A 17,388-nucleotide genomic window follows, 5' to 3' on the forward strand; every position below is an offset into this window, starting at 1 on the left:
TAAATAATTCGAGTTGCGTGAAGGCGGCAACCGCATGAATCCCCAGGAGCTTACTCAAGTAAGTGACTGGGGTGAGTAAGGGAAGCCAACGCACATGCAGCTTGAAGTATAACGGGTATAGTACCCCATAATTGGCGTGAGACGTTATTACTGACTAATCAACGTCCCTTCTTTTTCACCCATGACAACGCGACGCAGTGCGCCAGGTTTGTTCATGTTGAAAACACGGATCGGTAAATTATGGTCGCGTGCCAGCGTAAACGCGGCAAGATCCATCACTTTCAGCTCACGTTCTAACACGTCTTGATAGGTTAGCGTTTCGTACATCGTCGCTGAAGGATCTTGTACCGGATCGGCAGAATAGACGCCATCGACTTTTGTCGCTTTCAAGACGACATCCGCTTCAATCTCAATGCCGCGCAGGCAAGCCGCTGAATCCGTGGTGAAGAAAGGGTTGCCTGTTCCAGCGGAGAAAATCACTACGCGGTTATTACGCAGCAGGCTAATCGCTTCTGCCCAGCTGTAATTGTCACAGACGCCATTCAGGGGAATGGCAGACATCAGACGAGCGTTCACATAGGCACGGTGCAACGCATCACGCATTGCCAGACCATTCATGACAGTCGCCAGCATTCCCATGTGGTCGCCCACAACGCGGTTCATACCCGCTTTAGCCAGACCCGCGCCACGAAACAGGTTACCACCGCCGATAACTACACCGACCTGAATGCCTAACTCAACCAGTTCTTTCACTTCCTGAGCCATGCGATCCAGAATGCTCGCATCGATACCAAAACCTTCAGTTCCCTGTAAAGCTTCGCCACTGAGCTTCAGCAGGATTCGTTGATAGACGGGTTTTGCATTGGTTGCCATGGTGTTCTTATCCTACAGGCTGTCGTCGTATTGGGGGGTTGTAAAAATCAAAACTGTTCCACCCAGCCCCTATCTGAATGCAGGAAACCAAGCGTACTAAAACTCTTTGGGCTGGATAAAAAGGAACCGCCAACTGGCGGCTCTTTTTTTTGCTATTAAGACTGCTTGCTCATCGCTGCAACTTCAGCAGCAAAGTCAGTCTCAACTTTTTCAATACCTTCACCCACTTCGAAACGGATGAAGTTAGTCACGTCAGCGTTGTGCTCTTTCAGCAGTTGACCAACAGACTTAGCTGGATCCATAACGAAAGGCTGGCCAGTCAGAGAAACTTCGCCGGTGAATTTCTTCATACGGCCTTCAACCATTTTCTCTGCGATTTCTTTCGGCTTACCAGACTGCATCGCGATTTCCAACTGAACCTGGTACTCTTTCTCTACCACTTCAGCAGACACGTCTTCTGGCTTAACGAATTCAGGCTTGCTTGCGGCAACGTGCATAGCCAGGTGTTTAACCAGCTCTTCGTCAGCGCCTTTAGCAGCAACCAGAACACCGATGCGCGCACCGTGTTGGTAGTTACCCAGAACTTCGCCTTCCAGAGCAGAAACGCGACGAATGTTGATGTTCTCACCAATTTTCGCAACCAGCGCAACACGCTCTTCTTCGAACTGTGCTTTCAGCACGTCAACGTCAGTGATTTTGCCTGCAACCGCAGCATCCAGCACTTTGTCAGCAAACGCCTGGAAACCACCATCTTTAGCAACGAAGTCGGTCTGGCAGTTAACTTCCAGGATCACAGCGTAGTTACCGTCGATCTTAGTCTTGATCACGCCATCAGCAGCAACGTTACCTGCTTTTTTCGCCGCTTTAATCGCGCCGGATTTACGCATGTTTTCGATTGCCAGCTCGATGTCGCCGTTAGCTTCAACCAGCGCCTTCTTACATTCCATCATGCCCGCAGCGGTACGCTCACGCAGCTCTTTTACCAGGGATGCGGTAATTTCAGCCATTCTAAAATCCTCGGAAGATTTTTTCTGCCTGGTCGTCACGACCAAACAGCTTTAAAAGTGAAAAAGGGGCCATAAAAAGGCCCCTAACCAAACTAGTACTACCTGGTTAATAAGGGCTCAACGAGCCAGACTTATTATTCAGCTTCTACTAAGCCTTCTTCTGCCTGCACAGCCAGATCTTGAGAACGGCCTTCGCGGACAGCAGTAGCAACAGCGCTCAGGTACAGGTTAACTGCACGGATTGCGTCATCGTTACCAGGGATGATGAAGTCAACGCCATCTGGATCGGAGTTGGTATCAACCACTGAGAATACCGGAATACCCAGGTTGTTAGCTTCTTTGATTGCGATGTGCTCGTGATCGGCGTCGATAACGAACAGCGCGTCTGGCAGACCGCCCATATCTTTGATACCGCCCAGGCTGTTTTCCAGCTTGTCCAGTTCACGAGTGCGCATCAGCGCCTCTTTTTTGGTCAGCTTGTCGAACGTGCCGTCTTGAGATTGGGTTTCCAGATCTTTCAAACGCTTGATGGACTGACGAACGGTTTTCCAGTTAGTCAGCATACCGCCCAACCAACGATGGTTCACGTAGAACTGATCGCAGTTGTTGGCCGCATCTTTTACCGCTTCGCTTGCTGCGCGCTTGGTACCAACGAACAGAATTTTGCCTTTGCGAGAAGCAATTTTGCCCAGCTCAGCCAAAGCGTCGTTGAACATTGGTACAGTTTTTTCAAGGTTGATGATGTGAACTTTGTTACGTGCACCGAAGATGAATGGCTTCATTTTCGGGTTCCAGTAACGGGTCTGGTGACCAAAGTGTACGCCAGCCTTGAGCATATCGCGCATGGAAACAGTTGCCATGATTACCTCTATTAATTAAGTATGGGGTATGCCTCCACATGTCCCATTGCGCCGACCCCATCCGGTGAAACACCTCAGGAGCACCCCGGCGAACGTGCCGACATGTGTGTGTTATTTACACAAAGTGAGTTTAGTCGATGTCGTTGAATATCGTATAACCGATATCCAGCCGGATCATCGGCGCGCTTTATACCATAAATCCCCCAGCGACACCAACTTTTGTTATTCAATCGTCCACTAATCAGAATGATAGTTTGGCAAGCCAGCAGCATGGCTGGTAACATAAGTTATTAGTTATCGCTCTTAATTTTTTGTGCTTAACAGGCACCTGCGGACAATCATCAATGGCAATTTCAATTAAAACTCCTGAAGACATCGAAAAAATGCGCGTAGCTGGCCGTCTGGCTGCCGAAGTCCTGGAAATCATCGAACCCCACGTGGTACCGGGCGTGAGTACTGCCGAATTAGACAGAATCTGTCACGATCACATCACCAACAAGCAGCAAGCTATTTCTGCTTGTCTGGGCTACCACGGCTTCCCGAAATCCGTCTGCATCTCCATCAACGAAGTGGTGTGCCACGGCATTCCTAGCGAAGAACGCATTTTGAAAGACGGCGATATCGTCAACATCGACGTCACCGTAATCAAAGACGATTTCCACGGCGATACGTCAAAAATGTTTATCGTCGGCAAACCGACCATTCTGGGTGAGCGCCTCTGCCGCATCACGCAGGAAAGCCTCTATCTGGCGCTGAAAATGGTTAAGCCGGGCATTCGCCTGCGCACGCTCGGCAAAGCGATCCAGCAGTTTGCGGAAGGGAATAACTTCTCTGTGGTGCGTGAGTATTGTGGTCACGGCATCGGCAAAGGCTTCCACGAAGAGCCACAGGTTCTGCACTACGATGCAGATGACGGTGGCGTCGTGCTGCAAGCGGGTATGGCATTCACGATCGAGCCTATGCTCAATGCGGGTGATTACCGCATCCGTACGATGAAAGACGGCTGGACGGTAAAAACCAAAGATCGCAGCTTGTCGGCACAGTACGAGCATACTATTGTGGTAACCGATAACGGCTGCGAAATAATGACGTTGCGAAAGGATGACACCATCCCCAACATCATCACGCATGAACAGTAAACACTAAGCCGGCAGATGCCGGCTTTTTTTATGGGCTGCGCTATGACAGATAACCGATTTTCGCCAGACAGTACGCCACCTAACGCGTCCTCATCAAACAGCCCTATAGACCCCATTGCGCCAGTACAGTTGCCCGCCTCACCGCTGACCTATGCTGATGACATGCTGAATTGTCAGACGTTAAAACAGCAGTTGGAACTGTTTCAGCTTTGGCTCGGTTCAGAATTCCGTTCCGGCGTCAGCGCAGAAAAGCTGATTGATGCCAGAACCTTGTTCATCGATCGCCTGTTGCAGCGACTGTGGTATTTCTACGGCTTTGAAAATATCTCGCAAGCTGCGCTGGTTGCCGTAGGCGGATATGGCCGTGGTGAACTGCACCCGCTTTCCGATATCGACGTGCTGGTATTAAGCCAGACGGCACTCAGTGAAGAGCATTCCCAGCGTGTCGGCCAATTCATCACCCTACTGTGGGATTTGAAGCTGGAAGTCGGCCATAGCGTCAGAACGCTGGAAGAGTGCTTACAGGAAGGACGCGCAGATATTTCCGTCGCGACCAACCTGATCGAATCCCGCATGATATGCGGCGACGTCGCCCTGTTTCTCTCGCTGCAAAAAAACATATTCAGTGATGAATTTTGGCCGTCAGACACGTTTTTCCCGGCAAAAATCGCCGAACAGCAGGAACGCCATCAGCGCTATCACAGTACCAGCTACAATCTGGAACCCGACATCAAAAGCAGCCCAGGCGGGCTACGCGACATTCACACGCTACTGTGGGTGGCGAGACGCCACTTCGGCGCGACGTCACTCAATGAAATGGTCGGTTTCGGCTTTCTAACCGAGGCTGAGCGTAAAGAGCTGAACGAATGCCAAAGCTTTTTGTGGCGCATCCGCTTCGCGCTGCATCTGATCCTACCGCGTTACGACAACCGACTGCTGTTCGACAGGCAGTTGAATGTCGCACAGCTGCTGCAATATCAGGGCGAAGGCAACACGCCAGTCGAGCGCATGATGAAGGATTTCTACCGAATGACGCGTCGCGTCAGCGAGTTGAACCAGATGCTGTTGCAGCTCTTTGACGAAGCGATTCTGGCGCTGGATGCGAGTGAAAAACCTCGCCCGATTGACGATGAGTTTCAGCTACGCGGCAATCTGCTGGACCTGCGCGATGAAAACCTGTTTATCAAAAAACCGGAAGCCATCATGCGCATGTTCTACCTGATGGTGCGCAACCGCGACATCAGCGGCATTTACTCCACCACGTTGCGCCAACTGCGCCATGCTCGTCGCCATCTCGCCAGCCCGCTTTGCACCATCCCAGAAGCGCGCCAGCTGTTCATGAATATTCTGCGCCATCCGCATGCGGTAAGCCGCGCGCTGCTGCCTATGCATCGCCACAGCGTGCTGTGGGCCTATATGCCGCTGTGGGGAAATATCGTCGGTCAGATGCAGTTCGATCTATTTCACGCTTATACGGTGGATGAGCACACGATCCGCGTTCTGCTCAAGCTGGAAAGCTTCGCCGACGAGAATACGCGACCCCAGCATCCGCTATGTGTAGAGCTCTACCCTCGCCTGCCTCAGCCTGAATTATTGCTGCTGGCCGCGCTGTTCCACGATATCGCGAAAGGCCGTGGGGGCGATCACTCTGAGCTGGGCGCGCAGGATGTGCTGGAGTTTGCGGCACTGCACGGGCTGAATTCGCGTGAAGCTCAGTTGGTTTCCTGGCTGGTGCGCTGCCACCTGCTGATGTCGGTCACCGCACAGCGTCGCGACATTCAGGATCCCACCGTCATTCAGCAATTTGCCACCGAAGTGCAGAGCGAAACCCGCTTACGCTATCTGGTCAGCCTGACAGTTGCGGATATCTGTGCCACCAATGAAACGCTGTGGAACAGCTGGAAACAGAGCCTATTGCGTGAACTCTATTTCGCGACGGAAAAACAGCTGCGCCGCGGCATGCAAAATACCCCAGATTTACGCGAACGCGTCCGGCATCACCGCTTGCAGGCACTGGCGCTGCTGCGTATGGACAATATTGACGAAGAGGCGTTGCACCATATCTGGAGCCGCTGTCGGGCCGATTATTTCCTGCGCCACTCGCCAAACCAGCTTGCCTGGCACGCGCGCCACTTGCTGGAGCATGATGTCAACAAACCGCTGGTGCTGATCAGCCATCAAGCCAGCCGTGGCGGTACAGAGATTTTTATCTGGAGCCCAGACAGGCCTTATCTTTTCGCGGCGGTCGCAGGTGAACTGGATCGGCGCAACCTCAGCGTGCACGATGCGCAGATTTTTACCAGCCGCGACGGCATGGCGATGGATACGTTCATCGTGCTGGAACCGGACGGCAGCCCGCTGGCGCAGGATCGGCATGAAATGATACGCCAGGCGCTGGAGCAGTCGCTGACGCACCGACATTACCAACACCCGCGCGTACGCCGACCGTCACCCAAGCTGCGGCACTTCAGCGTACCAACGGAAGTCAACTTCCTGCCGACGCACACGGACAGACGCAGCTACATGGAGCTCAGCGCGCTTGACCAACCGGGGCTGCTGGCACGGATCGGTGAGATTTTTGCCGATCTCAACCTGTCGCTGCACGGCGCACGCATTTCCACGATCGGCGAGCGGGTAGAGGATCTTTTCATTCTGGCCGACAGCGACAGACGGGCATTAAAGCCGGATTTACGCCTTAAATTGCAAGAACGGTTGACAGAAGCCCTTAACCCAAACGATAAAGTACCATTGAGTTAATTTTTACAATCAGGAAAGAGAAATCAGGATGCACCAACAATTACAGAACATCATTGAGACGGCTTTCGAGCGCCGCGCTGAAATCACTCCGGCAAACACCGACACCGTCACACGTGAAGCCGTCAATCAGGCTATCAACCTGCTGGATAGCGGCGCCCTGCGCGTTGCAGAGAAAATCGACGGCCAGTGGGTTACCCATCAGTGGCTGAAGAAAGCCGTGCTGCTCTCTTTCCGTATTAACGATAACCAACTTATCGAAGGCGGAGAAACACGCTTCTTCGACAAAGTACCAATGAAATTCGCTGACTATGATGAAGCGCGTTTCCAGCGTGAAGGCGTGCGTGTTGCACCGCCAGCCAGCGTGCGTCGCGGTGCTTATATCGCACGTAATACCGTGCTGATGCCGTCTTACGTCAACATCGGCGCTTACGTTGATGAAGGCACGATGGTCGATACGTGGGTAACCGTCGGTTCTTGTGCTCAGATCGGTAAAAATGTTCACCTGTCCGGCGGCGTCGGTATCGGTGGCGTTCTGGAGCCGTTACAGGCTAACCCAACCATCATCGAAGATAACTGCTTCATCGGTGCGCGTTCTGAAGTCGTGGAAGGCGTTGTCGTTGAGGAAGGTTCCGTCATCTCCATGGGCGTGTTCATCAGCCAAAGCACCCGTATTTACGATCGTGAAACCGGTGAAATTCACTATGGCCGCGTCCCAGCTGGCTCCGTTGTGGTTTCCGGCAACCTGCCGTCCAAAGATGGCAGCCACAGCCTGTACTGTGCAATCATTGTGAAGAAAGTGGATGCGAAAACCCGCGCTAAAGTGGGTATCAATGAGTTATTACGCTCCATCGACTAAACTAGAAACGGCGGGTTAATCACCCGCCGTTTTTTTATGCTCAAACGATAATCAGGACTATCTAAAAACCGAGAAGGTGGCGCTATGTATGACAATCTAAAAAGCCTGGGCATTACCAATCCCGATGATATCGATCGCTATAGCCTGCGTCAGGAAGCGAACAACGACATCCTGAAGATCTATTTTCGTAAAGATAAAGGCGAGTTTTTCGCTAAAAGCGTGAAGTTCAAATATCCACGTCAGCGCAAAACCATCGTGGCCGACAACAGCGGACAAGGCTATAAAGAGATCAACGAGATCAGCCCAAATCTGCGCTATGTGATTGATGAATTAGACAAGATCTGCCAGCAGGAACAGGTTGAAGTCGATCTGAAGCGCAAAATCCTTGACGATCTGCGTCATCTGGAAAGCGTGGTTTCCAACAAAATTACCGAAATCGAAGCGGATTTAGAGAAACTGACCAAGAATCGCTAAGCGCGATTATCTCAACAAGCCGCAAACGAAAACGGGAGCACGACAGGCTCCCGTTTCTCATTTCAGCACAGCATCACTGCGCGTCAACCAAATCAGCCCATGCTTCAACCCACGGGCATGAAATCACTTCTGGCTCAGGATGTTCGACGGCATCAACGTCCAACACGTCGCCCAGGCGCTTAGCCCCGATTTCCTGCAATAACGCATCGAAAAGATGGCCACCCGCACAGAAATTCGGGTAACTGCTGTCACCCAGCGCAATCACGCCATAGCGCAGCGCGGGCTGGTAACCGCCTTTTTCACGCAGTGCGGCATAAAGCGGAACAATAGAATCAGGTAACTGGCCTTGTCCCGTCGTCGACGTGACAACTAAAACCGTATGTTCGCGGTAGTCCAGCCAGGATTCCAGCGTCGCATCTTCAAAAACCTTAACCTCGTGGCCACGGTCCTTGAGAATATTTTCGGCTTCTTCGGCCACCAGCAATGCATTCCCGTAGACCGTACCAACAAAAATACCAATCTGCGCCATGCTTCTGACTCCCTTTTTAATTCAATATATTTAATTAAAAGTAATACGCCAGATATTACCCGACGGAATGCTCGCTATCCTGACCTGAGTCGGCAGGAAACTCAACCCCTTCAAACTCAGGGAGAATCCCCTGCCAGCCAAACTGTGTCATCACGCCCTGCCACGGTGCATCCCAACGCGCCTGCAACCTCAATGGTTGTCCGCTCACCGGATGATTCAGCTGCAACTCGCTGGCATGCAGCATGAGCCTGCCGCAGGAGAAGTGCGATTCCATACCGCGATTGTGTCGCAAGTCGCCGTGCGCGGTATCGCCGATAATCGGATGGTGGATATGTGACATATGGCGGCGGAGTTGGTGCTTGCGTCCGGTCTGTGGCTTCAGTTCCATCAGACTGTAGCGTGCCGTTGGGTAACGGCCGATGGCAACCGGCATCTCGACCTGCGCCAAAGAACGGTAATGCGTGACAGCAGGCTGCGGTGCCTTATCAGGATTGGTAAATTTGTCGGCGATCTTGTCCAGCTCTTCAGTGAGCGCATAATCGATCACACCGTCATCCAGTACATAGCCGCGTACAACGGCATGATACATTTTCTGCATCTGGTGTGATTCAAACTGCTGGGATAACGCCCGCGCGACATCGCTGGACAGCGCGAGCAGCAACACACCGGATGTTGGCCTATCGAGACGATGAACGGTATACACGTGCTGGCCGATCTGATCGCGCACGGTCTGCATCACCACGACTTTTTCTTTGCGATCCAGCCAGCTACGATGGACTAACCAGCCGCTGGGTTTATTGACGGCAACCAGATGCTCATCCTGATAAATAATCTCAAGCATCGTGCGCTGCGCCATCCTGTGTATCCGGGCGGAACAGCTCATCAAGCTGCCCGATACGCAACAGAACCGCCGCCGTCTCTTCTGGCGCCCCTTCCAGCGCTTCTTCAAAATAAGGCAGCAATACCAGCTCTGCGGGCAGTGCGAGCTCGCTGTCCAATAAGGCATGCATGCGCGGCAAAAAGACCCACTGCAACCACTCTTCGGGTTTCATGGTATCGAGGCTGAAGGGCTCCGTGCTGTTAAACGCCTCCTCTTCCGGCGGGACGACCTGCCAGAAAGGGCTTTCCCTCAACGCGCGCTCAATATCGAATAATGACTGACGAACCTGGTTCTCTCTACTCATGCGGTTTCTCGCCCTTGACGCCAACAGTAATGGCGGCAAAGCATAGCACTGATATCAGCCTGACCCAATCGTCGCATTTTGGCTATACGCTATCGATGATAACCCCTGAATCCAATCGTCACAGGCAAAAAATTGGGGGTACTGATTGCTCAGTACCCCCGGTTCGTTTTATAGCTATCCCGCTACACATTTGCATCCCTGCTCATCCGTGAAAACTTTTCCTTTTTGGTCGTCCTAACCCACAATCCTTGCTGGCGTCCCACTTTCGTCCTGACGTGTCCATCCTGTATCTTCCGTGATTCAATCCCTTTAGGCTCCTGCCCCACCGATATTCCTAATCGGCTCTCGGTCTCCTTCCTGGAGGTGTCCCTGATTTCATCCTGAAACCATGTTTCTTCCTGAAAACCGTTCTTCTTCCTGAAAACAACGCTTCTTCCTGAAGCTACTGTTTCTTCCTAAAACAGTGTTTGTCCTTAAAACAGTGTTTCTTCCTAAAACAATGCCTCTTCCTGAAACAATGTTTCTTCCTGAAAACAACCCGAGTGCAGTAACGTTATTTTGTTACCTATAGTAACTGTTACACACACTGTAACCGGTTACTAACTTAAGTAATAAGATGTATTAATTGTCAGCTTTCAGCAAGGGGTAATTGACAGTGTTTCTCAACACCCCTCAAGTGACACTGCGGATTTTTGTTATAATTAACTAATTAATAATGAAAAAATTAAAATGAAACATATTTTCAACATTAAAGATAAGACATTTCTTACAGAGAATGTAAGAGATCTCTCACAAAGCAGAAAGTGAAATTCGATTAACCATTAGATCGCTAACGGATTAAGGCCAGAAAGAAACATCGCCAGCGTTGGCGCTAAGGTCTGACGTTTTTTGGTGCCGAATTCTTCCAGGATGATTTCCCCGGAAACATTACACAGCGACACCATTGTCAGCTCCGAATCGGTCGTCGCTAAAAACAGCGTTGGCGTGAGCTTAAGGCGTTTTTGCGTTAATAAATGACCAATCAGATTCTCCTGCATTCGGGTGAAATCCTCTTCACTCCACACCTGCAACAGCTGGCACGATAGCGAATCAAACTGTGCCGCCATATCCCCGGCATACTGCGCGGTGTAAAAAGCATGAACGTCAGGATGCAGGCTGATTTCCAAAGCACGTTCCACACCATCCAATGCGGCTGAAGGCACAAAAGGCTGTGGCGACCAGTAAACCGTATCGTCATGATTTTCGACAATACACGGGGAAGGTATGCCGTAAAGGGCTTCACTGGCAGGCAAATGCCCCTTTTCCTGCTGCCAACAGGCAACATAGCGCTGGGTAAACGCCGCCAGTGCTGAAATAACCTCATGTTCCATAATTTTTCTCATCACTCTTTTAGTCAGGTTACACTATTCGCCATCACGCTTATCACATCAAGGTAACAGCATGTCCGTCTATGACAAGCATCAGGCCCTGAGCGGGCTGACACTGGGCAAACCCACTCCTTACCACGACCACTATGATGCCGCACTTCTGCAACCCGTGCCACGTAGCCTGAACCGCGATCCACTCGGCATTTATCCTGATAGCCTGCCTTTTCATGGCGCGGATATCTGGACGCTCTATGAGCTTTCCTGGCTAAACAATCGCGGCGTGCCTCAGGTGGCCGTGGGTGAAATGCATCTCAATGCGGAAAGCCTGAATCTGATTGAATCAAAAAGTTTTAAGCTGTATCTGAACAGCTTTAATCAGACGGCATTCGACAGTTGGGAGAGCGTACGCGCCACGTTAGCCAAGGATCTGGCGCATTGTGCACAGGGGGATGTCAGCATCACGCTTTTCAAACTCAGCGAGCTTGAAGGCCAGCCGCTAGCGGGATTCACAGGCGATTGCATTGACGACCAAGACATTCAGATCGACAGCTACGACTTCAACGCCGACTATCTGGCGACCAACGAACAGGACGCGCCAGTCGTTGAAGAAACGCTGGTCAGCCACCTGCTGAAATCCAACTGTTTGATCACCCATCAGCCCGACTGGGGCTCGGTACAGATTCATTACCGCGGCAAGCGAATCAACCGTGAAGCGCTGCTGCGCTATATTGTCTCGTTTCGTCATCATAACGAATTTCACGAACAGTGTGTGGAACGAATTTTTAACGACATCATGCGCTACTACCAGCCGGAAAAACTTAGCGTGTATGCCCGCTATACCCGACGCGGCGGGCTGGACATCAACCCGTGGCGCAGCAACACCCCGTTTAACGCGCCAAATGGCCGCCTGCCGCGCCAGTAACCGACCGATAAGTCGCAGGCTTGCACGGTAATATGCGTAGCGTCACGCAAGTTAGGCAGCAGACTTCTGCCAACATTGGAAAAAATGATGGCAGCGCGTTAAGGTGGTGGCCAGACAACAGAAGATCCATAACGTCTGAACGGTGCTCAAGTAGGTTTCATTTAGGTTCGCGGTATTTAACGCATGCGCGTTCCGCGTGGTGTCTTAAATGAATGACATTCGTGCCGTGCTGCTGAAACGTCGAGCGTGTAACAACGGAACGTGCTCTCGGCAGCCAGCATGGCATCGCGAATTATATTGCGTTTCAAGGAGCAAAATTGATTACACATATCAGCCCATTGGGATCGATGGATTTGTTATCGCAGTTGGAAGTGGACATGCTGAAAAGCACAGCCAGCAGCGATCTCTACCGTTTGTTTCGCAACTGTTCCCTCGCCGTACTGAATTCCGGTAGCCAGACAGATAACAGCAAAGAGTTGCTGTCTCGTTATGAAGATTTTGATATCAACGTGCTGCGCCGCGAGCGCGGCGTCAAACTGGAACTGGTGAACCCACCGGAAGACGCTTTCGTTGATGGCAACATCATTCGAGCCTTGCAGGCTAACCTGTTCGCCGTATTGCGCGACATTCTGTTCGTCAACGGCCAAATCGCCAGCGCAGGCCGCTATCAGAACCTGAATCTGGAAAATTCCGCCCATATTACCAATCTGGTGTTCTCTATCCTGCGTAATGCCAGAGCGCTCCACGTCGGAGAAGAACCGAACATGGTGGTATGTTGGGGCGGCCATTCGATTAATGAAATCGAATACCAGTATGGCCGCAAGGTAGGCAGTCAACTCGGCCTGCGTGAACTGAATATCTGCACGGGCTGCGGTCCGGGCGCGATGGAAGCCCCGATGAAAGGTGCCGCCGTCGGTCACGCGCAGCAGCGTTATAAAGAAGGACGCTTCATCGGCATGACTGAACCGTCCATCATTGCCGCTGAACCACCGAATCCACTGGTCAATGAACTGATCATCATGCCGGATATCGAAAAGCGTCTGGAAGCGTTTGTCCGTATCGGACACGGCATCATTATTTTCCCCGGCGGGGTCGGAACAGCGGAAGAGTTCCTCTATCTGCTCGGCATCATGATGAACCCAGAAAACAGTGAGCAGGTGCTGCCGATTATCCTGACAGGGCCGGAGGAAAGTGCAGACTATTTCCGCGTGCTGGACGAATTCATCGTTAGCACACTGGGCCGTCAGGCGCGTCGTTACTATTCGATCATCATTAATGACGCCGCGGAAGTCGCCCGTCAGATGAAGAAAGCGATGCCGCAGGTGAAAGAAAGCCGCCGCCACACGGGCGATGCCTACAGCTTTAACTGGTCACTGCGCATCGCACCCGATCTGCAACTGCCGTTTGAGCCGACACATGAAAATATGGCCGACCTCAATCTGCACCCGAATCAGCCGGCTGAAGAGCTGGCTGCTGCGCTGCGTCGGGCATTCTCCGGCATTGTGGCTGGCAACGTGAAGGAAGTCGGTATTCAGGCGATTGAACAACGTGGGCCGTACAAAATTCACGGCGACCCGCAGATGATGAAAAGCATGGATACGCTGCTACAGGGCTTTGTCGCCCAGCAGCGCATGAAGCTGCCCGGCAGCGCCTATATTCCCTGCTACGAAATCTGCTCATAACGGTTCGCCGATCGCTCGTACCTATGTGGGGAAGCCCAGCTTCCCCCCTCTTATCACATCAGGAATTACGCGATGCCCGTCCATTTGCTGATTGTCGACGCGCTCAATCTGATACGTCGTATTCATGCGGTACAAGGTTCACCCTGTATCACGGCATGCCAACATGCGCTGCATCAGCTCATACAGCACAGCCAGCCTACGCACGCGGTCGCCGTCTTTGATGATGAAGATCGCGATACCAGTTGGCGTCACCAACTCTTGCCGGACTACAAGACAGGGCGCACACCAATGCCGGATAATCTGCAGCAGGAACTCCCGCAGATTAAAGCGGCGTTTGCCACCGTTGGCGTAGCAAGCTGGCATAGTCCCGGCAATGAAGCCGACGATCTGGCGGCTACGCTGGCCGCCAAGCTGTCATCCGCAGGTCATCAGGCAACGATCGTGTCGACTGACAAAGGGTATTGCCAGCTATTAGCTCCACACATTCAGATCAGGGATTACTTTCAGAAACGCTGGCTGGATCTGCCGTTTATCGAACAGGAATTTGGTGTGTCGCCGCAACAGCTTACGGACTACTGGGGGCTGGCAGGCATTAGCAGCAGTAAGATTCCGGGCGTCGCAGGAATCGGCTCTAAAAGTGCCGTACAGCTTTTGCAACAGGCAGGGAGTCTGGAGGCGTTGTATCAGCAGTTGGATGCCGTACCAGAGAAGTGGCGTAAGAAGCTGGAACTGCATAAAGAAATGGCGCTGATCAGCCGTCAGGTTGCGACGCTGCGTACCGATTTAACGCTTAATGGCAATCTACAGCAGTTAAGATTACCGGTGCAGAATAGCGCTCAGCCGCATTCTCACTAGCGGATGAATACGGATGCGTACCTGAGTGACCCCAGATACGCATCCGCTCGAGACTATCGCTCGTCGCGGCGGCCAGGCACCTCGCTCCAGAAACGACGAACATGCACCGTGATTTCTTCACGGTCATGATACAAATGCTTGGCATGCACCTCAGCATTAACGCCATTTTCGCTTAGGCGCTCACGCAGCACGGCCAGATTCTGCGACACTTCTTCATAGCGCTTCTTCATCGGCAATTTCAGGTTGAATATCGCTTCACGACACCAGCCCTTGATTAGCCAATCACTCATCAGGCTGGTGACTTTCGCGGGCTTCTCCACCATATCGCACACCAGCCAATACACGTTATTACGCGGTACTTCGAAGCGGAAACCATCCGCCTGATGGTGCATCACCTGTCCAGAGTCCATTAGGCTCGGTGCCATTGGCCCGTTGTCTACGGCATAAACCATCATGCTGCGTTTAACCAGTTGGTAAGTCCAGCCGCCGGGGCAGGCACCTAAATCCACCGCGTACATGCCGCTACCCAGACGCTCATCCCACTCGTCGGCAGGAATAAAGACGTGAAACGCTTCTTCCAGCTTAAGCGTCGAACGGCTTGGTGCATCGGAAGGGAACTTGAGGCGTGGAATACCCATATAAAACGGTGAATTGTTATTGCTATAAGAGTAACCGGCATAGCAGCAGCCAGGCGCAATGAACAACACATGCAGCACCGGACGATCCGCTTTTTCATAACCCAGCAGAATTTTATGCTCGCGTAATGCAGCGCGCAGCGGCACGGTGAATTTGCGGCAGAACTTCATCAGCTCTTTACTTTCGTTGGTGTCAGGGACTTCGACGCGCAGATCTCCCGCGCGCTCAATGGCTCCCGTCAGCATACCAACGATTGGCGTGATGCGGTCTTCCGGCGACAGGTCGCGCAGCAGTTCACCGCTCAAGAACATCTGGCGAGCAAAAATCAGCTCATGAAACGGCAGCGTTTTGACCAGACGTTCGGCATCTTCATGCTGATAGCATTCAAACACAACGTAGCCACTGTTCTCTTTTACCCGCGCAAAGCCAAAGGCATTATGCTCCGTGGCTTTTTCCGTTATTTCCGCCGCACACTCTTTCTCAAACCCAGGGCGGCAATACAAAATGACTTTATTCATGGCGTTTAGCCTTTCTCTTCAGACGCAGTGCGCCAATCAATATTAATATCCACCCCACCAGAAAACAGGCTCCGCCAATCGGCGTCACATAAACCCACAGTTTCAGGTGAGAAAGCGCCAGACAGTACAAACTTCCGCTGAAGAGTACCGTTCCCAACGCCAGAAAAACGCTGCTCCAGTAAAACCACAGATTGGTTCGCTGTTGCATCGCAACCGCCAGCGCCAGAATCGCCAGCGTGTGAAATGCCTGATATTCAAGGCCGGTATGTAGCCAGCCCAGCTCCGTTGCGCCCAGCGTTTTGCTGAGAACGTGAGAGCCAAACGCGCCTAGCGCGACAAAAGTGAAGCCGCTGATAGCAGCAAACACCAGCATGAAACGACTATTCATCGTATTTACCTATAATCGTTGTTGCCTATAAACGAGGTTGCTGACAAAGACCACCGTTTTCATTCTGCAAATAGACCTGTCATCAATCTTCGACAGCCAGCGACACGATTTCAGCGAGTTACGCTGTCATAGCGAAAGCGAAATTTTTCCTGTTCGCTGGCTGCCCGCGCCAGAATCCAATGGCGAAAGGCGGCTATTTTACCCAGTTCTGCCTGGCTGTCATGACATACCAGATAAAAAGCATTCCGGCTGACCAGCACATCGTTAAACGGACACACCAGTCGCCCAGCTTCGATTTCCGTCTGCGCCATCACATTATTTGCCAGTGCTACGCCCTGTCCGTGAATCGCCGCCTGCAACACCATCGCGCTGTGGCTGAAAATCGGCCCTTGCTGCACGTTAATCTGCACGCCAAGCTGGCGCGTATAGGACAACCAGTCACGACGTGATGCATCGTGCAACAGCGTATGGGCGACCAGATCGTCCGGCGTTTTTAACGGGTGATTCCCCGTCAGCAACACTGGCGAGCAAACCGGCAACAGATATTCGGCGTACAGCTTTTCAACCCGCAACCCGGGCCAGTTTCCCCGACCGTAGAAAATCGCAACATCGACATCATCCGCCAGACGATCTTCGTCGCGATCGACCGCCTGAATACGCACATCAATCCCTGGATAGTCGGAGTTAAAGCTCGAAAGGCGCGGCACCAGCCAATGGATAGCAAAGCTAGGTAGCAGGCTAACCGTTAACGCGCCTTTGGCGCTTCGGGATTGCAGCTTACGGGTTGCATCATTCAAAGAGGAGAAGATCTCTTTGATATCAAGATAGTAACTTTGCCCTTCTTCCGTCAGTAGCAGGGAGCGATTACGGCGGCGGAATAATTTAAGCCCCAGGAAATCTTCCAGTGACTTAATCTGGTGGCTGACGGCAGCCTGCGTAACAAACAGCTCTTCTGCCGCTTTGGTAAAACTTAAATGGCGAGCCGCCGCATCAAAAACGCGCAATGCGTTGAGCGGAGGGAGACGTTTTGACATGAATGAAATCTTTTGGTTTACGCTAAGTCAGCGATTTATCAGGCACATTCGTACCCAATAACGCTTAAGGTGCAGAAAGGCGACAAGCGGAAATCGCCCCAGCCGATCCGCTGTCTGCGCGTTCAAAGCCATCGACAGCGACCAACCTCTCCACAACGAAAAGATGACGGGTACAACTATTAGTTTTTGTAATCCGAGACATTATAATTTGTCCGTTGAGGATGTACCAGCAAATACCTATATTAGCGCAACTTCCTGGGCCGGAACGAAAAGTGCGGAGGGGTGACCTGAGGTGCTTTTGGCTTGT

At 52.0% G+C, this 17,388-nt stretch carries 17 protein-coding genes; 7 read left to right on the forward strand and 10 right to left on the reverse strand.

Features of this window, described 5'->3' with window-relative positions:
• Positions 1–147 precede the first annotated feature (147 nt).
• From pyrH to rpsB, 3 genes are all read right to left on the reverse strand, one after another.
• Complete coding sequence (pyrH, locus tag LOZ86_RS16910) at positions 148–873, reverse strand: UMP kinase (protein WP_005975910.1); 726 nt, start codon at positions 871–873, stop codon at positions 148–150.
• 155 nt (positions 874–1,028) lie between these two features.
• Entirely contained in the window at positions 1,029–1,880 is an 852-nt protein-coding gene (tsf, locus tag LOZ86_RS16915; RefSeq protein ID WP_010296401.1) for a translation elongation factor Ts, read from the reverse strand.
• A gap of 134 nt (positions 1,881–2,014) precedes the next feature.
• Positions 2,015–2,740 (reverse strand): 30S ribosomal protein S2, encoded by a 726-nt coding sequence (gene rpsB / locus LOZ86_RS16920; protein WP_039483864.1) that lies wholly within the window; start codon positions 2,738–2,740, stop codon positions 2,015–2,017.
• Positions 2,741–3,084: 344 nt separating this feature from the next.
• Between rpsB and map the strand changes: the two genes are divergently transcribed.
• The 4 genes from map (at position 3,085) to LOZ86_RS16940 (ending at position 7,966) form a co-directional block, all read left to right on the forward strand.
• A complete protein-coding gene (gene map, locus LOZ86_RS16925; protein ID WP_014914446.1) occupies positions 3,085–3,879 on the forward strand; it encodes a type I methionyl aminopeptidase in 795 nt (264 codons plus the stop codon).
• Between the two features lie 42 nt (positions 3,880–3,921).
• Entirely contained in the window at positions 3,922–6,636 is a 2,715-nt protein-coding gene (glnD, locus tag LOZ86_RS16930) for a bifunctional uridylyltransferase/uridylyl-removing protein GlnD (protein ID WP_039483951.1), read from the forward strand.
• A gap of 28 nt (positions 6,637–6,664) precedes the next feature.
• Positions 6,665–7,492, forward strand: coding sequence for a 2,3,4,5-tetrahydropyridine-2,6-dicarboxylate N-succinyltransferase (dapD, locus tag LOZ86_RS16935; RefSeq protein ID WP_010284812.1), 828 nt, complete (start codon positions 6,665–6,667; stop codon positions 7,490–7,492).
• Between the two features lie 84 nt (positions 7,493–7,576).
• On the forward strand, positions 7,577–7,966 hold the full coding sequence (locus LOZ86_RS16940) for a DUF3461 family protein (RefSeq protein ID WP_010284811.1): 390 nt from the start codon (positions 7,577–7,579) through the stop codon (positions 7,964–7,966).
• Positions 7,967–8,039: 73 nt separating this feature from the next.
• On the opposite strand, the gene LOZ86_RS16945 is transcribed toward LOZ86_RS16940, so the two are convergent.
• The 4 genes from LOZ86_RS16945 to syd form a co-directional block, all read right to left on the reverse strand.
• Positions 8,040–8,495 carry a flavodoxin gene (locus tag LOZ86_RS16945; protein WP_039472270.1) on the reverse strand — a complete coding sequence of 152 codons (456 nt, stop codon included), beginning with the start codon at positions 8,493–8,495 and terminating at the stop codon, positions 8,040–8,042.
• A 55-nt stretch (positions 8,496–8,550) separates the two neighbouring features.
• Positions 8,551–9,336, reverse strand: coding sequence for a tRNA pseudouridine(65) synthase TruC (truC, locus tag LOZ86_RS16950; RefSeq protein WP_039483948.1), 786 nt, complete (start codon positions 9,334–9,336; stop codon positions 8,551–8,553).
• On the reverse strand, positions 9,329–9,679 hold the full coding sequence (locus LOZ86_RS16955) for a YqcC family protein (RefSeq protein ID WP_039483862.1): 351 nt from the start codon (positions 9,677–9,679) through the stop codon (positions 9,329–9,331). Before LOZ86_RS16955 ends, truC begins: the two co-directional genes overlap by 8 nt.
• Before the next feature lie 821 nt (positions 9,680–10,500).
• On the reverse strand, positions 10,501–11,049 hold the full coding sequence (syd, locus tag LOZ86_RS16960; RefSeq protein ID WP_039483860.1) for a SecY-interacting protein: 549 nt from the start codon (positions 11,047–11,049) through the stop codon (positions 10,501–10,503).
• A 70-nt stretch (positions 11,050–11,119) separates the two neighbouring features.
• On the opposite strand from syd, the gene queF reads away from it, so the two are divergent.
• The 3 genes from queF (at position 11,120) to xni (ending at position 14,505) form a co-directional block, all read left to right on the forward strand.
• Positions 11,120–11,968 carry an NADPH-dependent 7-cyano-7-deazaguanine reductase QueF gene (gene queF / locus LOZ86_RS16965; RefSeq protein ID WP_039483858.1) on the forward strand — a complete coding sequence of 283 codons (849 nt, stop codon included), beginning with the start codon at positions 11,120–11,122 and terminating at the stop codon, positions 11,966–11,968.
• Between the two features lie 317 nt (positions 11,969–12,285).
• Entirely contained in the window at positions 12,286–13,650 is a 1,365-nt protein-coding gene (gene ppnN / locus LOZ86_RS16970; protein ID WP_010284789.1) for a nucleotide 5'-monophosphate nucleosidase PpnN, read from the forward strand.
• Between the two features lie 72 nt (positions 13,651–13,722).
• Complete coding sequence (gene xni, locus LOZ86_RS16975) at positions 13,723–14,505, forward strand: flap endonuclease Xni (RefSeq protein WP_039483856.1); 783 nt, start codon at positions 13,723–13,725, stop codon at positions 14,503–14,505.
• A 53-nt stretch (positions 14,506–14,558) separates the two neighbouring features.
• Here xni and rlmM read toward each other — a convergent pair whose 3' ends face one another.
• From rlmM to LOZ86_RS16990, 3 genes are all read right to left on the reverse strand, one after another.
• Positions 14,559–15,659 carry a 23S rRNA (cytidine(2498)-2'-O)-methyltransferase RlmM gene (gene rlmM / locus LOZ86_RS16980; protein WP_039483854.1) on the reverse strand — a complete coding sequence of 367 codons (1,101 nt, stop codon included), beginning with the start codon at positions 15,657–15,659 and terminating at the stop codon, positions 14,559–14,561.
• Positions 15,652–16,047: a DUF423 domain-containing protein gene (locus LOZ86_RS16985; protein ID WP_010296354.1), complete on the reverse strand. Its 396-nt coding sequence runs from the start codon at positions 16,045–16,047 to the stop codon at positions 15,652–15,654. Before LOZ86_RS16985 ends, rlmM begins: the two co-directional genes overlap by 8 nt.
• 110 nt (positions 16,048–16,157) lie before the next feature.
• Positions 16,158–17,081: a transcriptional regulator GcvA gene (locus tag LOZ86_RS16990; RefSeq protein ID WP_039483852.1), complete on the reverse strand. Its 924-nt coding sequence runs from the start codon at positions 17,079–17,081 to the stop codon at positions 16,158–16,160.
• Positions 17,082–17,388: the final 307 nt, after the last annotated feature.

This window comes from Pectobacterium parvum, from assembly GCF_020971565.1.
GTDB classification, from domain to species: Bacteria; Pseudomonadota; Gammaproteobacteria; order Enterobacterales; family Enterobacteriaceae; genus Pectobacterium; species Pectobacterium polare.